Below are 14,491 nucleotides of genomic sequence, written 5' to 3'. Positions count from 1 at the left end.
ATAGAGCCGCGGTGACAACGGGGCGGCCGTTCGCTACCGGGGTAGTCCCTCCAAACGCTCTCTCACTTTCGGTGCCCAATAGCCAAACGCTCTCGCTGTTCCCGCCGCCGGAGTGAGAGAGCGTCGCTGGAAAACCTGCATTAAGTGAGAGAGCGTTCGGACGGTTAGCTAAGTTACCCGCCGGAACCCCTTGAACCGCCCTCCGCCGGGTGCTAGAACGGCATTACCGGGAGGATCCGGACGCGTTCTTTTTCATCTGCCTTCATAGGGCGGTTAGCCGTTTCGGCACGCCACAGCGCCAGCCAGCGCATCGGCAGTCTGCGGGCGACCCTTCCGATAGGGTGGTCCCCGGCCTCGCCGGGGACCACTTCCTTGCGCCCCCACCCTTGCTGGTGCGGGTTGCCACAGAGGGCCGAGTGGGACCCTTGACAGGGCGTCATTATCGAGGGGTAATTGTAAGCACTCTTAGTAATTTTGGGGCGATGATGAGAAACCTGATACCGAAAGGCACCCTCCGGCAGATGCTCCTGCCGCCCACGTTCGGACTGCACCTGACGCGGGGAGCTGAGTTCACGGTGCTCTCCGTGGAAGTCTGGAGCACGTGCCTTGTGGTCAACATCCACGTTGAAACCGCTGCGGGTAAAGCCGTCCCTGAGATCGCCATCGAGGACCATTGGGGCACGCTGTACACCTTCCGGGACTCCGCCAGCGTGGGCTCCCGGAACCTGCAGGTGTTCACCCCGTCCGTTCCGCCCGGCACCAGGAGCCTGACCATCAGGTCCACCGACGACGCCGACGCGCGCCTCGTGGTGACCTTCGCCGTACCCCCGACGCGGGGAGCCGGTGCGCTGAAGCAGGATCAGGTGTACCACCCGCATCGCCTGCGCCGCCCGGCCTGAGGCTGCGTGCCCGGCCAGTGGCCCAAGCCGCCGTCGGCCCTGTAACCCCCATTGATCTATCACCTACAGTCGTTCTGGGCATCCAGAGCGACGCGACGTGATGGATCAACGGGGCGTATCCTGATCACGCAAAGGCGCATCCGCCCAGCGTGAGAAGGGAAGTTCCATGACCATCCCGCCAGTGCACGAACCCGAGCCGTTCCCGCCCGAACCAGGGCCGGACCCCTTCAACCCGGAGCCCGCCCCTCCCGGTCATCCGGCACCGGAAAGGCCCAGCCCGTTCCCGACGCCGGAACCTCCCGGCCCCCTGCCCGTCCCGGATCCGGGGCCGGCACCGCTGCGTCCGGACCCAACGCGCTAACTGCTGGCGGCTACGGCACCGCGTACTGGCCGATCCGGCCTTCGCGCATGGCAGCCGCCACCTGGGCGATCCCGCCGTAGTCCGGGAACACCACGGACTGTCCGGCCACAGTGCCAACTCCCGCGGTGGGCAGCGTCATGGTGCCGATGGCGTTCACGTCAAGGTTCCGCAGGCTGTAGGCGAGAATGGCCACCTGGACGGGATCGAAGCCCCTGTTGACGGTCAGGCAGCAGGCGGCGAAGTCCGCAAGCGCGCGGACAGCGGTGACGTCGTTCAACGCGCCGCCTGCGGTCAGCCTGGCCAGGATGGCACGGAGCATGATCCGCTGGTTCTGAACCCGCTGGAAGTCGCCGTCGATGAAGGCGTAGCGCTCGCGGGTGAACTCCAGCGCGGCCTGGCCATCGAGGTGGTTTACGCCGGCGGAAAAGACGTGCCGCGTCTCGTGGGTGGACTGGAAGGGGAAGGGCACGTTGACGTCGATCCCGCCCAGTCCGTCCGTGAGTGCCCGGAATCCGTTGAAGTCCAGCATCAGTGTGTGGTCAATGTTGATGCCCAGCAGTGACCCCACCGTCCGAGCTGCCACGTCGATCCCGCCGATTTCCAGGCTGGCGTTGACCTTCGAACCGCCATACCCCGGGATCTCTACCCATAGGTCGCGCATGATCGAAATGACGTAGAGGGCGCGGCGGTCAGCCGGCACGTGGACCACCATAAGCGAATCCGAGCGGTGATCCTGGGACTCGCCCGTGGCTGCCGTGTGGGCTGCTTGCTCCCGTGCGTTCGCGCGGCTGTCGCTGCCGATCACCAGGATGTTCATGGGCGCCGCGGCGAGTTCCGCGATGGGTTCGGGCGGCGGGGGAGGGGCCGGTGCCGGTGGTGGCGTCGTCTCCGAAGGAGTGGGCGTGGGCGTGGCGGTGTCAGTGATAGTGGGCGCCGGGGCTGCAACTTCCGCGGCAGGGCGGCTGAACAGCAGGGCGGACACGGCGACGACGGCCACCAGGACAACTGACAGTACCGCCGCTATCAGGCGCCGCCGTTTCAGCGCGGCAGGCGCAGCAGGTTCGGGGCCGGAAGGGGCCGGGCCGGTCGGATCAGGACCGCTTGGGGTGCTCACCATGACTTAGTGTCCGCCCTCGGACCCGGTTACGGCTACAACGCGGAGCGTGTCGTTTCCGTGCTGTAACGTACGACGGCGGCGCGCCGGGTTCAGGGGAAAGGCCCCGCAGTGCGGGGCGCACTAGGCTCGTGGTCAGGAACGGGATATCTGTGGGGGATCTGATGGAAAACACGAAGCCAGTTTTGCTTGTCACCAGCCGGGCGGCGTGGGAGAAGCAATACAAGCGGTACAAGCGAACGGGCAAGCGGCTGGGTACGATCCAGGGGCTGCTCTTCGTCCCGACCCTGGCCAGCCTGCTGTTTCTGGTAGGTGTGCTCTTCCCCTTGGTTGGAGGGGACATTGCGTTTGGCCACGCCAGCTACTACTGGTACCGCGCGGCGAGCGACACGGCGCTGCTGATCGTCGCCATATCCTTCGTGGTCTACGCCGTGTACGGCTATCTTCACCGGCATTTGGTGCGCCGGGCTCACCTTGCCCTGGGGCTGAAGGCAGACGGAACGTTCGCGGAAGTTCGTGAAGTTGCTCCCGAGGCGGCGCCGGCACCTCTTTAGCGCCGGCCTCTAGCTAGCGCCGGGTTCAGGCGGGAACGTTCAGCCGGGCGTGCCGCAGGATGGAAACGATGGCAGGGGCCAGTTCGTCCTCCATCTGGTGGTAGATCTCGGGGCTGCGCCGGTAGGGGTCGATGATGTCGTTCTCGGCGGAATCCGCCGGCAGTGACAGGTGCCGCACGGATGCGGCGCGCGCAGGGAGCCCCCGCCAGAAGGCGGTGTTGGCACTGAGGGGATTGCCGCCGTCGGACGCTATGGGAACGTTTGCGGCACTGTCCGCACGCTCGTCCAGGACATCAAGCATGCGGGCGAACTCGCGGATGGTGAAGGTGCGCTTGAGCAGGGAGGCGTCCAGCTGGAGCACTTCGCCGCGGTGGCCGGAGGTCATGGTGAGCACCAGGTCAACGCCGCGCAGGATCTTGCTGGTCAGCTGCCGCGAGACGAAGCCGTCCGGGTTCCCGCCAAAAGTGCGCACAATGTCGCCGGACAGCGGCTGCATCGGATCGCCCACCATGGCCCGGGTCCCGGCGCTGGTGACCTCGAATGCGCCCGGCATCACCTGGTCAAGCCCGGCCTGCAGCAGCCGTTCGGCCACGGGGGAACGGCAGATGTTGCCGGTGCACACGGTCAGGATCCTCACGGGTGCGGGTGCGGGGGATTCCACGGAACATCTCTTTCCAGCCGGTGCGCCGGACCGTGCGGCCCGTCGTGTCTTTCAACTTAACACGTACGGGCCGGGGCGGTCCTAAAGCGGCCGACGGCGGGGCTAAACCCAGTGCCGTGCAGGCCCAACCTCGTACGGGTGCAAAGGAAATTCTTGGTCACCAGCTCTATTTCCCCAACTTAGAATAAGACTTCCTTACCGTGCGCCTGTTTTTAGATAAAGATGTCTTTCTGGTCACTAGTGTTACGCGGGTCACAGTGAAGGAAGGACGCCGTAGCAATGACTGCAACAAAAGAACAAAACGTATCCCGCTCCTCATTAGGGGCCCTGCTTGCCTCAAACGATTCCTGGACCGAGCTGAAACGGGCCGCCGGAGAACTGCAGCAGATCCAGGTGAAGGACGGCTCGATACCTGATCCTGGGGACCATGGCCGGGCCCTGTACGAGGTCGCCACGATCACGGCTTCAATAAGGGATTTGGCCCCCTCGTTCCCGCACGATGCGGAGTATCTGGCCCGGCTCGAAGTTGACTTCGAGCGGTGGGCTGCTTCCTCGTTCGGGGTCCCGGACTTCCTGGATTCTCTGCTCGCATTCCAGCCGCAGCAGCACCGAATCGACGGACTGCCGCATCTGGTGGTCTTCCCTATGTATACGCAGAACGGCAGCCCGAACCGTTTCGTGGAGGCGGTGCTGTTCGAAGTAGTGTGGCCGGAGTTCATCGCTGAACTCGAAGGCGCGGAGTATTCGAACCAGCTGTTCGTACCCATCCGCTTCATCGATTTCACACCAGGCTATGACACGAACTCGGCCGTGTTGTTTCCCGAGAGCGTAGCCGTCCGTGAAACCCCGCAGTTCACCTGGGGTGGTATTTTCGCGGATCGCGAGGCTGAGCGGTTCCGCAGGGTGGTGGCCGCAGCCAGCGACATCACGTCCCTCACTCTCCCCGACGGAGCGCGGCGGCTGCTTGAAGACCCGCAGCTGGCCATGGAAACCTTCGTGATGTGGGAAGAGATCCATGACAGGACGCACATGCGCGGGGATCTGCCGTTTGATCCGTTCATGATCAAGCAGAGGATGCCGTTCTTTCTCTACACCCTGGAAGAGTTGCGGTGCGATCTGACGGCATTCCGTGAATCCGTCCGTATCGAGAGGGATGAGAACGCGCCGCCGGAGGCGCGAAACCACGCGAAACTCGTCCAGTATGCCGTCATCTTCGACCGGATCTTCCGGTTCGCGATGACAGGAAACCGGGTCCGTAATTACGACGGCCTTGGCGGTCAGCTCCTTTTCGCCTGGATGCACCAGCACAAGGTGCTTCATTGGACGGACTCGAAACTGTCTATCGACTGGTCGGAAGCGCCCGAAGTAGTTGTCGAACTTGGCAAGCGGATCGAGGAGCTGTACTGGCGTTCAATTGACCGCCCGAAAACCGCTCACTGGCTTGCGGCCTATGAATTGATCAGCGCAACAGTCGCCCCGAACCCCGCCTCCCTTTGGGCCAAGGGACCCGAGGCACTGGCCCTTGACGGCCCTCCTCGGGGCCTGACCGACCAGGTGCTTGATGACGAGTTCCCACTTTCAATGTTCTACGAAGCACTGGAGAAAAAGATGAGAAACGTCATCGAATCCACGGCCGGAATCACCGGCGAGCCCAACGGCGGCAACAGCCGCAAGGACGCGGCATGATGGCTCCCGACGGACCCAGGACCGTCATGGTGGCAGGTTCCACCAGCGAGGCCGGGACCGCCGTCGTATCGGCCCTCAGCGGCGCCGGATTCCGCGTCGCCGCCGTGGACCTGGACACTGAACGCGTGCAAAACCTCGCACAGTCCTACCCCAACGTCACCGGCTACACCTGCAACCTCGCAGAACCCGCGGCCGTCCGGGAACTGGCGTCCTCGGTCCGCCGGGACCTTGGACCCCTCGACGGCCTGATCCACCTGGTGGGCGGCTGGCGCGGCGGCGACGGCATACGGGGGCAGGAGGACTCCGACTGGGACTTTCTGCACACCAGCGTCCTGACGACACTGCGAAACACCAGCCGCGCCTTCTACGACGACCTTGAAAAGTCCCCGGCGGGCCGACTGGCCATCGTGTCTGCCCAGGCAGCTGCCAATCCCTCAGCAGGTGGTGCCGCCTACGCAGCGATCAAGGCCGCTTCCGAGGCATGGACGCTGGCGGTGGCTGACGGCTTCCGCACCGCACAATCCGGCAGCACGAACCACCGGGAACCGCAGCGGTCAGCTGCCGTTGTGTTCGTGGTCAAGGCCCTTGTGGACGACAAGATGAAGGCTTCCCAGCCCGACCGCAAATTCCCGGGATTCACCCATGTGAAGGATCTTGGAGCCGCTTCGGCCGCCCTGTTCAGCAGGTCCGCTGCCGAACTCAACGGTTCCCGCCTACCCCTGGCCTGACCTGCGTGCAGGCAGTAAGAAAACAATCCCATTCATGGGCCACATCAACCAAGAGGTAAACAATGTCGTTTTCTCCGTCCAAGAGGACAAAGGCACTGGCGAGTCTCGCCATCGGCCTTCTTTCGCTGACCGGTTGCACCAATGCATCACAGACCTCGGGGGGAGCTGCCCCGGGTTCCACTGGCTTTGATCCCGCCTCTGTGGCCAGGGACGATGCCCTCGCCGCCAGCGTCCCTGAGGCCATCAGGAGCAAGGGCACCCTCACGGTGGGTGCCGACACAACGTACGCACCTGCCGAATCCCTGGGCGGCGCCGATGGCCAGACCCCGGTGGGCTACAATGTGGATTTCGCCAAGGCCATCGGTGCGACCCTCGGCCTGAAGGTCCGGGTCCAGACGTCGGAATTCACGGGAATCCTGCCCGCTCTCGGCGCCAAGTACGATCTGGGAATCTCCTCCTTCACAATCAACCCGGAGCGTCTGAAGGCCGTCAACATGGTCAGCTACTTCAATGCCGGCACGTTGTGGGCCGTCCAGAAGGGCAACCCGAAGAATTTCAGCGTCGATGAGATCTGCGGCAAAACCGTGGGCGTGCAGACCGGCACCACCCAAGAGGACCCCGACGTCTCCGGCCGGTCCAAGGCATGCACGGATGCCGGAAAACCGGGCGTCAACGTCGTCACTTTGAAAACGCAGACAGATGTGACCACCCGTCTGGTGAACGGCAGCATCGACGCCATGGCCGCCGATTCCCCCATCATCGGCTATGCCCTCTCGCAGACCGGCGGCAAGCTGGAGGCCCTGGGCGATGTTTACGCTGCGGCACCGCAAGGAATCGCGGTCGCCAAGAGCGACACCGCCCTGTCCGAGCTCATGAAAAACGTCATGAACAAACTCATCAGCGACGGGACCTACGGGAAAATCCTGGACACCTGGAGCAACACCAAGGGTGCCGTCACGAAGTCTGAAGTGAACCCGGCGGTAGGCAATTGAGCACCCTCGCACCCACCGAAACCAACGACCGCAGGACCGGTGCCGAGCACCGGAAACCGGAACTGATCAACGCCGTACCGGTCCGCCATCCCGGCCGCTGGGCCGGCGCATTCCTCATCCTGCTGTTCGCCGCGCTGCTGGGCCAGAGTCTGGTCACCAATACCAATTTCCGCTGGGACATCGTCGGCACCTACTTCATGGACGTGCTCGTTATCCAGGGCATCGGCTGGACGCTGCTCCTGACAGTCCTCTCGATGGTGATCGCCATCGTGCTGGCCATTCTCCTGGCCTTCATGCGCCAGTCGGACAATCCCCTGTTCCGCGGCGTGAGCTGGACCTGGGTCTGGTTCTTCCGCGGCACACCGGTCTACACCCAGCTTGTGTTCTGGGGCCTCATTTCCGTTCTTTACCCCAAGATCGCCCTGGGTGTGCCGTTCGGGCCGGAACTGTTCAGCTTCAGCACCCAGGACGTCGTGACCGCTTTCGTGGCCGCGGTCCTGGGCCTCGGGCTGAACGAGTCAGCCTATCTGGCCGAAATTTTCCGCGCCGGACTGAAGTCCGTCGATTCAGGCCAGATGGAAGCCGCCGAGGCCCTGGGAATGCGGAAGTCCAAGATCATGTGGCGGATCATTCTGCCTCAGGCCATGCGCGTCATCGTGCCACCCACCGGCAATGAGGCCATCGGGATGCTCAAGACCACCTCGCTGGTGCTCGCTGTGCCGTTCACCCTGGACCTGACCTTTGCAACCAATGGCATCGCCAACCGAAGCTACCTGCCCATTCCGTTGCTGATCGTGGCGGCCCTCTGGTACCTGATCATTACCAGCCTGCTGATGGTGGGCCAGTACTACGTTGAGCGCCACTTCGGAAAGGGCGTGGACAACATCGTCCCTGCCCCGGTCAAACCGACCCCTGCGGCCGCCGCAGCCAAAGCACCCAAAATAGAGGATGAGCTACCGTGACCATCACCAACGACGTCATGACTAAGGAGGCCCTCGTCCGTATGGACGGGGTCCACAAGTATTTCGGAGAGCACCATGTGCTCCGCGGGATCGACATGACCGTCCGGCAGGGCGAGGTCGCAGTCCTCATCGGCCCGTCCGGTTCCGGGAAGTCCACGTTGCTGCGCTGCATCAACAAGCTGGAAACCATCAGCGCCGGCCGGATCCACGTCCGCGAGGACCTGATCGGCTACCGCGAGACCCGCGGCCGCCTGCATGACCTGACCATCAAAGAGATCGCCGCCCAGCGCAGGGAGATCGGCATGGTCTTCCAGGGCTTCAACCTCTTCCCGCACCGGACGGCGCTACAGAACATTATCGAGGCTCCCACCCAAGTCAAGCGGCAATCCAAGGCGAAGGCCAGAACACGCGCGATGGAACTTCTGGACCGTGTGGGTCTCGGAAACCACGCCAACCACTATCCCGCGCAGCTCTCCGGCGGCCAGCAGCAGCGCGTGGCCATCGCCCGTGCATTGGCGATGGAACCTGAACTGATGCTCTTCGACGAGCCGACCTCGGCCCTGGACCCGGAACTCGTGGGCGAAGTGCTCAGCGTGATGAAGGACCTGGCCAAGTCCGGCATGACCATGATCGTGGTGACCCACGAGATCGGCTTCGCGCGCGAGGTTGGAGACACCCTGACTTTCATGGACGGCGGCGTCGTTGTCGAAAGCGGCAACCCGCGCGACATCATCGCCAACCCGCAGCAGGCCCGCACCCAGGAGTTCCTCTCCAAAGTTCTCTGACGGCTCAACCCAGGCGGTCCGGGGGTGATATGCCAAGCGGATCATGCCCGGCCCGGCCGTGGTGTCTACGGCCGGGTCACTCGAGCCACGCCTCGACAGTATGGATGGTTGCATGCGGCGTCTGGATGCACGTTTCCGTTCGAGCTTTGAAGGAAGATGTTGGGCTAGATTCTTGGCATGCGAACAGTTGGAGTGACGCAGTGACGTATCCGGCCGAGCGGTCCGCGAGGCGGGCTGGGAGGCAAACCGCGCCCACCCGCGGAACAAGGACGGCTGGGGCGGCTGGCCACCCACCGATGACGAGATTACCGTTGCGCTGCCGCCGGCGGCGTGGCGGTTCGTTGTTGATGAGTTGTACAGGTGGGAGCAGGTGATGGCCGACGGCGGCACGGACGTGGGTGCGCCCGGCCGGGACGAGGGGACGCCTGAGACGCGCGGCCGTGCGGTTGCGCGCCGGCTGACGGAGCGCCTCGGCGAGGCGCAGCGCGGATCCGAGTAGCCGCAGGTCAAAAGCGTTGGTGCGGTGGCAATCTGGCTATGATCGAGGTACTGGGTTCTGAACTGAGGGGGAACACTGGCCGATGAGTGCCGTCACTGTCGCACGCAACGTCCGCGTCGCTATCTGGACTATTCTGGCGGTCCTTGTCGCTGGGGGCGTGATCTGGTTCGCCGTGTTTACCGCGAACAAACCTGCTTCGCCCGTGCCACCGGCGTCTGCTGATTCCCCGGTGGTGAGGGACGACAGCAACCATCTCACCAGCCCACCGGCCGAAAAAGCCCAGCTGGTCGAGTTTCTGGACTTCGAATGCGAGGCCTGCCGCGCTGCCGAGCCCTTGGTGGCGGAGCTGAAGGAGGAGTACGGGGACCGGATCACCTTCATCCACCGCTACTTCCCCCTGCCCGGACACCTGAACTCCGGCACCGCAGCGCTCGCTGTCGAAGCCGCCGCGCGTCAGGGCCACTACGAACCGATGGTCACAAAGCTTTTCGCGACCCAGCCCGAGTGGGGCGAGAAGCAGGACTCCCAGGCCGCACTCTTCCGGACCTACGCGGAAGGCCTGGGCCTCGACATGGCCCGGTTCGATCAGGATGTTGTTGCCGAGGACACCAAGGAACGGATCCGGCGGGACATCGCGGACGGAAAAGCCCTGGGTGTTACCGGCACCCCGACGTTCTTCCTCAACGGCGAAAAACTCACCCTCAACACCGAAGCCCAGTTCCGGCAGTTGCTCGACGACGCTGTCCGCTAATCGGTTAATGACGCTGCCCCGGGCTCGCCGGGAGGCGTTGACCGGCAGCGGGGTTGCTAATCCAGCTCTAGGGTCCAGCGCTCGCCCTGCCGATCACGGTGCCAAGTCTGCCGCGGGCCCTCGGATTCGCGCGCCACGTCCGTGAGCCAGAGAGTACTGTCTGGATCCCACCCGGCGATGACAGTTGCTGTTTCGGCGTCTACCTGGAGTGCGCGCGTTGCGCCGGTGAGGTATCCGAAGACTGTGAGGTGGGCAGCGTCCCACTCGCGAGACACTTGTTCCCAATCCGGGATTACCCATCGGCCATGCCGTCCGGTGGTGCGGAACCAGTCGTGGCGTCGGGACGCGGTGACTTCGAGGGGGAATTTGCGGCAAAGCGCTATCCAGTCTTCTGCTGTGCGTATCTCAAGAGTCCGTCCTGCTCCCCGAACCGGAACCGTGGACGCCTGCTCCCATCCGAGGGAGTCCTCTACCAGGCTAAGCCCGTCCGGGAGGCGTCCAACGGTGTGAACCAGCCCGTGGGGGATGGACCACCATGAACCGGAACAGTTTGCGTGAGGGTCGCTCGGGCGTTCTCGCGCAGCCTGGATTTCCTCGTCACGTACGTTGCGCGCCCAGTCCCTAAGTGTTTGCCGCGGATTTTTCGGCAGCGGTGCCGGGTCGGTCGGCGGTCGCCAGTCGATGACCCACTGCTCAACCTGACGGGACTGCCACCACCACTGCATGCCGGGCGCAGCAATGAGCTTTTCAGCGACGGGGGATAGGGCCGCAGCTGTGACCGGGAGTCCGGCGAGCACGTCCTCGCCGTCGGGTTCCTGCCAATACTTGGCAGTGTCGATGGAACGCTCCAGAGCGGCCTGCATCAGTTCATGATCGACGTCGGCGAGGTCCAGGGATACGAGTCTCGCCGCCAGTTCCTCTGGTGCTGGAGAAGGGTGCGGAGCCGCAGTGCCACTAAAGCTGACGGCGGTCAGCAGGACTCTCGCGGTCCCCCTCCCGTTATCAAGGTCGTACGCTAGCCAGAACACGAGCGTGCTGACATCCTGATCCAGCTCCATCGCCAGCTCGAGACATAGGCGACGCCCACGAGGTCCCCGCAGTAGTAGGTCCGCATTTACGGTCATCGGTTCATCCTCGCACTACCCGAGGCAGGATAGCCGCCGCGCGCCGGGCCTACGCCCGCAGCTCCCGATCAATCCGCTCCATGCGGGCCCGCACCAACTGGAACCGCGCGTCCCCGGGACCGGTCAACCTCGCCAACGCGGAGGCGGCCGCGATGTCACCCGAGCCCATGTCGCTCGCGCACCAGCGTGAGATCACGTCGGCGTCTCCGCTGGCACGGACCGAGGCTGCAACAGCCTCATTCAATTCGTCCCGCATAAGCTCCACGGCCAGGTTCGTCGAGCGGTTGAGCAGGCGGGCCGGGTAGGCGCCCAGCGCGTCGCCGAGTCGGCCGGCCCGCAAATACCCGGCCACCACATCGGCGTCGGACACCACGTGAACGCCAGCGGCAAAACGGTACGGATTGGGCTCCACCACGGCACCCAGCACCGCGCGGATCCGGTGCATTTCGGTCCGGATGGCCGCGGCCGCTCCGTCTTCGCCGTGCAGCTGGTAGGCCAGCTCTTCGGCGCTCCAGCCCTGCGTTCGGGAGGCCAGTAAGGCCAGTATTTCGGCTCGGCGCAGCGTGATCGGCACGCCACGGCCGCCGTCGAGCTCTGCTGTGGGCTTGTCGCCGAGCAGCCGCAGGAACAGCGTGGCGGCGGTGCCGGGACGGGAATGCCCGACGGCGGCCCGCGGACCCAGTGCCGCCGTCGGGCCCGCGGACCGCAACAGTTCCTCGGCGAGCCCCACGCCGCAACGCACCATGCGCAGGCTGTCCGGCGTGACGGTGTCGATCGGCCCGGAAACATCCAGCACGCCCACGATTTCCCCGCTGAAAGGGTCCCGGATCGGGGCGGCGGTGCATGCCCAGTCGTGGTGTGTGCGCACGAGGTGCTCTGCGGAAAACAACTGTGCCGGGCCCCCGGTAATGAGCGCCTCGCTGATGGCGTTGGTGCCGATACCGGACTCGGACCAGTCGGCACCTTCGACGAACTCCAGTGCATCGGCCTGGCGCAACGCGGAGCCGCTGCCGATCCGCCACAGGACCTCACCGCGGTGGTCCGTGACGATCAGCAGGTGGCGGCCGGCGGCGGACTCATCCGCGAGCAGCTGGGACAGCGCCGGAACCACGGATGCCAGCCGGTGTCCGGCGCCCAAGGAACGGGCTTCGGAAACGTCATGCAGATGCGCGGGACTGTGTTGCTCGGGATTGATGCCCAGGGCCAGGGAGCGGCGCCACGACTCAAGCAGCGACGGCGAAAAAGCCGGGTCCGGTGAGCCCGCGAGCGTGGCCTCCTGCGCCCTGCGGAGCCGCATGGAGTACTCCGCGGGAGAAGAGAAGCGGAGCCCGGGATCGGGTGCCAACGCGTGCCGCATGCGCTTCTCCCAACTCGCCGTCGAATCGATCTGCCCAAAACCCCATACAGCAAAGGGTGGGAGGGCGTGTGTAACCCGATTGTAACCCCCGGTGGCATGTACTTGTGATGCGAGTCACCATCCGGGCGGCTGTTACGGAACCGGGAATGACTCATCGTCAGCAATGGAAAGAGGAGACATGCCTGAGACCGCAAACGGCATAGCCGAGGCCTGGCTGGCGCAGTTCGATGAGGCGCTGCGCAGCCACAACACCGAGGCGGCACTGGAATTATTCGAGGACGAATCGTATTGGCGCGACTTTGTATCCTTCACCTGGAATCTGAAGACGCTTGAGGGCAAGGCCCGGATCAAGGACATGCTGGACGCCACGCTCAAGGATGTCCAGCCGAGCAACTGGACCCTCGCCGAGGACGCCACTGGCGACGCCGCCAGCACGGAGGCCTGGGTCAACTTCGAAACCGGCGCCGCCCGCGGCTACGGCCACCTCCGGCTCCGCAACGGCAAATGCTGGACGCTGCTCACCACGATGCAGGAGCTGAAGGGCTTCGAGGAGAAGAAGGGGCCCAACCGGGAGAAGGGCGTGGCCCACCACATCAGCAAAGGCCGCAAATCCTGGCTGGAACTGAAGGAGGAGCAGGAAGCCAGGCTCGGCTACGAGGAGCAGCCATACACCGTGATCATCGGCGGCGGGCAGGGCGGCATTGGCCTCGGTGCCCGGCTCCGCCGGCTCGGGGTGCCCACCATCATCATCGAGAAGAACGAAAAGCCCGGCGACTCCTGGCGCAACCGCTACAAGTCCCTGCACCTGCACGATCCCGTCTGGTACGACCACCTGCCGTACATGAAGTTCCCGGACGACTGGCCCGTCTTCGCCGCCAAGGACAAGATCGGCGACTGGCTGGAGCACTACACCCGCATCATGGAGCTGAACTACTGGTCCAGCACCGAATGCACCAACGCCCGCTACGACGAAAGCCGCGGCGAGTGGGAGGTCAGTGTCATCCGCGACGGCGAGCCGGTCACCCTGCGTCCCAAGCAGCTCGTGTTCGCCTTGGGCGTCTCGGGGTACCCCAACGTGCCAACGTTCGACGGCGCCGAGAGCTTCCTGGGGGAGCAGTACCACTCCTCCAAGCACCCGGGCGGTGGAGAGTGGACCGGGAAGAAGGCCGTGGTGATCGGCTCCAACAATTCGGCCCACGACATCTGCGCCGATCTCTGGGAGCACGGCGCCGACGTCACCATGATCCAGCGGTCCTCCACCCACATTGCCCGCAGCGAGTCGCTGATGGACCTGGCTCTCGGCGACCTCTACTCGGAGAAGGCGCTGGCCAATGGCGTCACCACGGAGAAGGCGGACCTCCTGTTCGCCTCCCTGCCGTACCGGATCCTGCCGGAAGCCCAGATCCCGGTCTACCAGGAGATGGCAAAGCGCGACGCCGAGTTCTACTCCCAGCTCGCGGCTGCGGGTTTCGACCTGGACTTCGGAGTGGACGGTTCAGGGTTGTTCCTGAAGTACCTGAGGCGCGGCTCCGGCTACTACATCGACGTCGGCGCCTCCCAGCTCATCATCGACGGCCGCGTGAAACTCGCCAACGGACAGGTCAGCAAGATCACCGGCAACGCCGTCGTGATGGACAGCGGCGCCGAGCTGGAAGCCGACGTGATCATCTACGCCACCGGCTACGGCTCCATGAACGGCTGGCTGGCTGATCTCGTCTCGCCCGAGGTGGCGGACAGGGTGGGCAAGTGCTGGGGCTTCGGCTCCGAAACGCCCAAGGATCCCGGCCCGTGGGAGGGCGAGCTGCGGAACATGTGGAAGCCCACCAACGTGGAGAACCTCTGGATCCATGGCGGCAACCTGCACCAGAGCCGGCACTATTCCAACTACCTGGCCCTGCAGCTCAAGGCCCGGCTGGAGGGACTGCCCACGCCGGTGTTTGAGCTTCAGGCATCCCACCACACTCGCTGAACCACACTGCTCAGGCGACGGCTGCGCCTATGGTGCGTCGCTGCCCAAG

At 64.6% G+C, this 14,491-nt stretch carries 14 protein-coding genes; 10 read left to right on the top strand and 4 right to left on the bottom strand.

Annotated features, from left to right (window positions below; genetic code table 11):
• Nucleotides 1-482: 482 nt before the first annotated feature.
• Nucleotides 483-899: a hypothetical protein gene (locus AC3IT0_RS17525; protein WP_489320948.1), complete on the top strand. Its 417-nt coding sequence runs from the start codon at nucleotides 483-485 to the stop codon at nucleotides 897-899.
• Nucleotides 900-1,270: 371 nt separating this feature from the next.
• Here the strand turns inward: AC3IT0_RS17525 and AC3IT0_RS17520 are convergent, their stop codons facing one another.
• Nucleotides 1,271-2,377 carry an LCP family protein gene (locus AC3IT0_RS17520; protein WP_489320947.1) on the bottom strand — a complete coding sequence of 369 codons (1,107 nt, stop codon included), beginning with the start codon at nucleotides 2,375-2,377 and terminating at the stop codon, nucleotides 1,271-1,273.
• Nucleotides 2,378-2,538: 161 nt separating this feature from the next.
• Here AC3IT0_RS17520 and AC3IT0_RS17515 point away from each other — a divergent pair, with 161 nt between their 5' ends.
• On the top strand, nucleotides 2,539-2,928 hold the full coding sequence (locus tag AC3IT0_RS17515; protein WP_489320946.1) for a hypothetical protein: 390 nt from the start codon (nucleotides 2,539-2,541) through the stop codon (nucleotides 2,926-2,928).
• A gap of 25 nt (nucleotides 2,929-2,953) precedes the next feature.
• Here the strand turns inward: AC3IT0_RS17515 and AC3IT0_RS17510 are convergent, their stop codons facing one another.
• Nucleotides 2,954-3,589: an arsenate reductase/protein-tyrosine-phosphatase family protein gene (locus AC3IT0_RS17510; RefSeq protein WP_489320945.1), complete on the bottom strand. Its 636-nt coding sequence runs from the start codon at nucleotides 3,587-3,589 to the stop codon at nucleotides 2,954-2,956.
• Between the two features lie 279 nt (nucleotides 3,590-3,868).
• Here AC3IT0_RS17510 and AC3IT0_RS17505 point away from each other — a divergent pair, with 279 nt between their 5' ends.
• From AC3IT0_RS17505 to AC3IT0_RS17475, 7 genes are all read left to right on the top strand, one after another.
• On the top strand, nucleotides 3,869-5,275 hold the full coding sequence (locus tag AC3IT0_RS17505; protein WP_489320944.1) for a DUF6421 family protein: 1,407 nt from the start codon (nucleotides 3,869-3,871) through the stop codon (nucleotides 5,273-5,275).
• Nucleotides 5,272-6,003, top strand: a complete 732-nt coding sequence (locus AC3IT0_RS17500; RefSeq protein ID WP_489320943.1) for an SDR family NAD(P)-dependent oxidoreductase — start codon at nucleotides 5,272-5,274, stop codon at nucleotides 6,001-6,003. The genes AC3IT0_RS17505 and AC3IT0_RS17500 overlap by 4 nt, the downstream gene beginning before the upstream one ends.
• A 62-nt stretch (nucleotides 6,004-6,065) precedes the next feature.
• A complete protein-coding gene (locus tag AC3IT0_RS17495) occupies nucleotides 6,066-6,995 on the top strand; it encodes an ABC transporter substrate-binding protein (protein ID WP_489320942.1) in 930 nt (309 codons plus the stop codon).
• Between the two features lie 62 nt (nucleotides 6,996-7,057).
• The gene (locus tag AC3IT0_RS17490; RefSeq protein WP_489323834.1) at nucleotides 7,058-7,957 is read left to right on the top strand and encodes an amino acid ABC transporter permease; all 900 of its coding nucleotides are present in this window, start codon (nucleotides 7,058-7,060) and stop codon (nucleotides 7,955-7,957) included.
• A 17-nt stretch (nucleotides 7,958-7,974) separates the two neighbouring features.
• Nucleotides 7,975-8,742: an amino acid ABC transporter ATP-binding protein gene (locus AC3IT0_RS17485; protein WP_489323833.1), complete on the top strand. Its 768-nt coding sequence runs from the start codon at nucleotides 7,975-7,977 to the stop codon at nucleotides 8,740-8,742.
• Between the two features lie 352 nt (nucleotides 8,743-9,094).
• The gene (locus tag AC3IT0_RS17480) at nucleotides 9,095-9,241 is read left to right on the top strand and encodes a hypothetical protein (protein WP_489320941.1); all 147 of its coding nucleotides are present in this window, start codon (nucleotides 9,095-9,097) and stop codon (nucleotides 9,239-9,241) included.
• Nucleotides 9,242-9,323: 82 nt separating this feature from the next.
• Nucleotides 9,324-9,992: a DsbA family protein gene (locus AC3IT0_RS17475; protein WP_489320940.1), complete on the top strand. Its 669-nt coding sequence runs from the start codon at nucleotides 9,324-9,326 to the stop codon at nucleotides 9,990-9,992.
• A 56-nt stretch (nucleotides 9,993-10,048) separates the two neighbouring features.
• Here the strand turns inward: AC3IT0_RS17475 and AC3IT0_RS17470 are convergent, their stop codons facing one another.
• Complete coding sequence (locus AC3IT0_RS17470; RefSeq protein ID WP_489320939.1) at nucleotides 10,049-11,050, bottom strand: hypothetical protein; 1,002 nt, start codon at nucleotides 11,048-11,050, stop codon at nucleotides 10,049-10,051.
• Between the two features lie 115 nt (nucleotides 11,051-11,165).
• On the bottom strand, nucleotides 11,166-12,473 hold the full coding sequence (locus AC3IT0_RS17465; RefSeq protein ID WP_489320938.1) for a helix-turn-helix domain-containing protein: 1,308 nt from the start codon (nucleotides 12,471-12,473) through the stop codon (nucleotides 11,166-11,168).
• Between the two features lie 178 nt (nucleotides 12,474-12,651).
• Between AC3IT0_RS17465 and AC3IT0_RS17460 the strand changes: the two genes are divergently transcribed.
• Nucleotides 12,652-14,442, top strand: coding sequence for an NAD(P)/FAD-dependent oxidoreductase (locus AC3IT0_RS17460; protein ID WP_489320937.1), 1,791 nt, complete (start codon nucleotides 12,652-12,654; stop codon nucleotides 14,440-14,442).
• Nucleotides 14,443-14,491: the final 49 nt, after the last annotated feature.

It is taken from the genome of Pseudarthrobacter sp. KH_020_B, assembly GCF_057840185.1.
The sequence above is the reverse complement of the archived record's forward strand: the minus strand, read 5'-3'. Positions and strand labels throughout refer to the sequence as shown.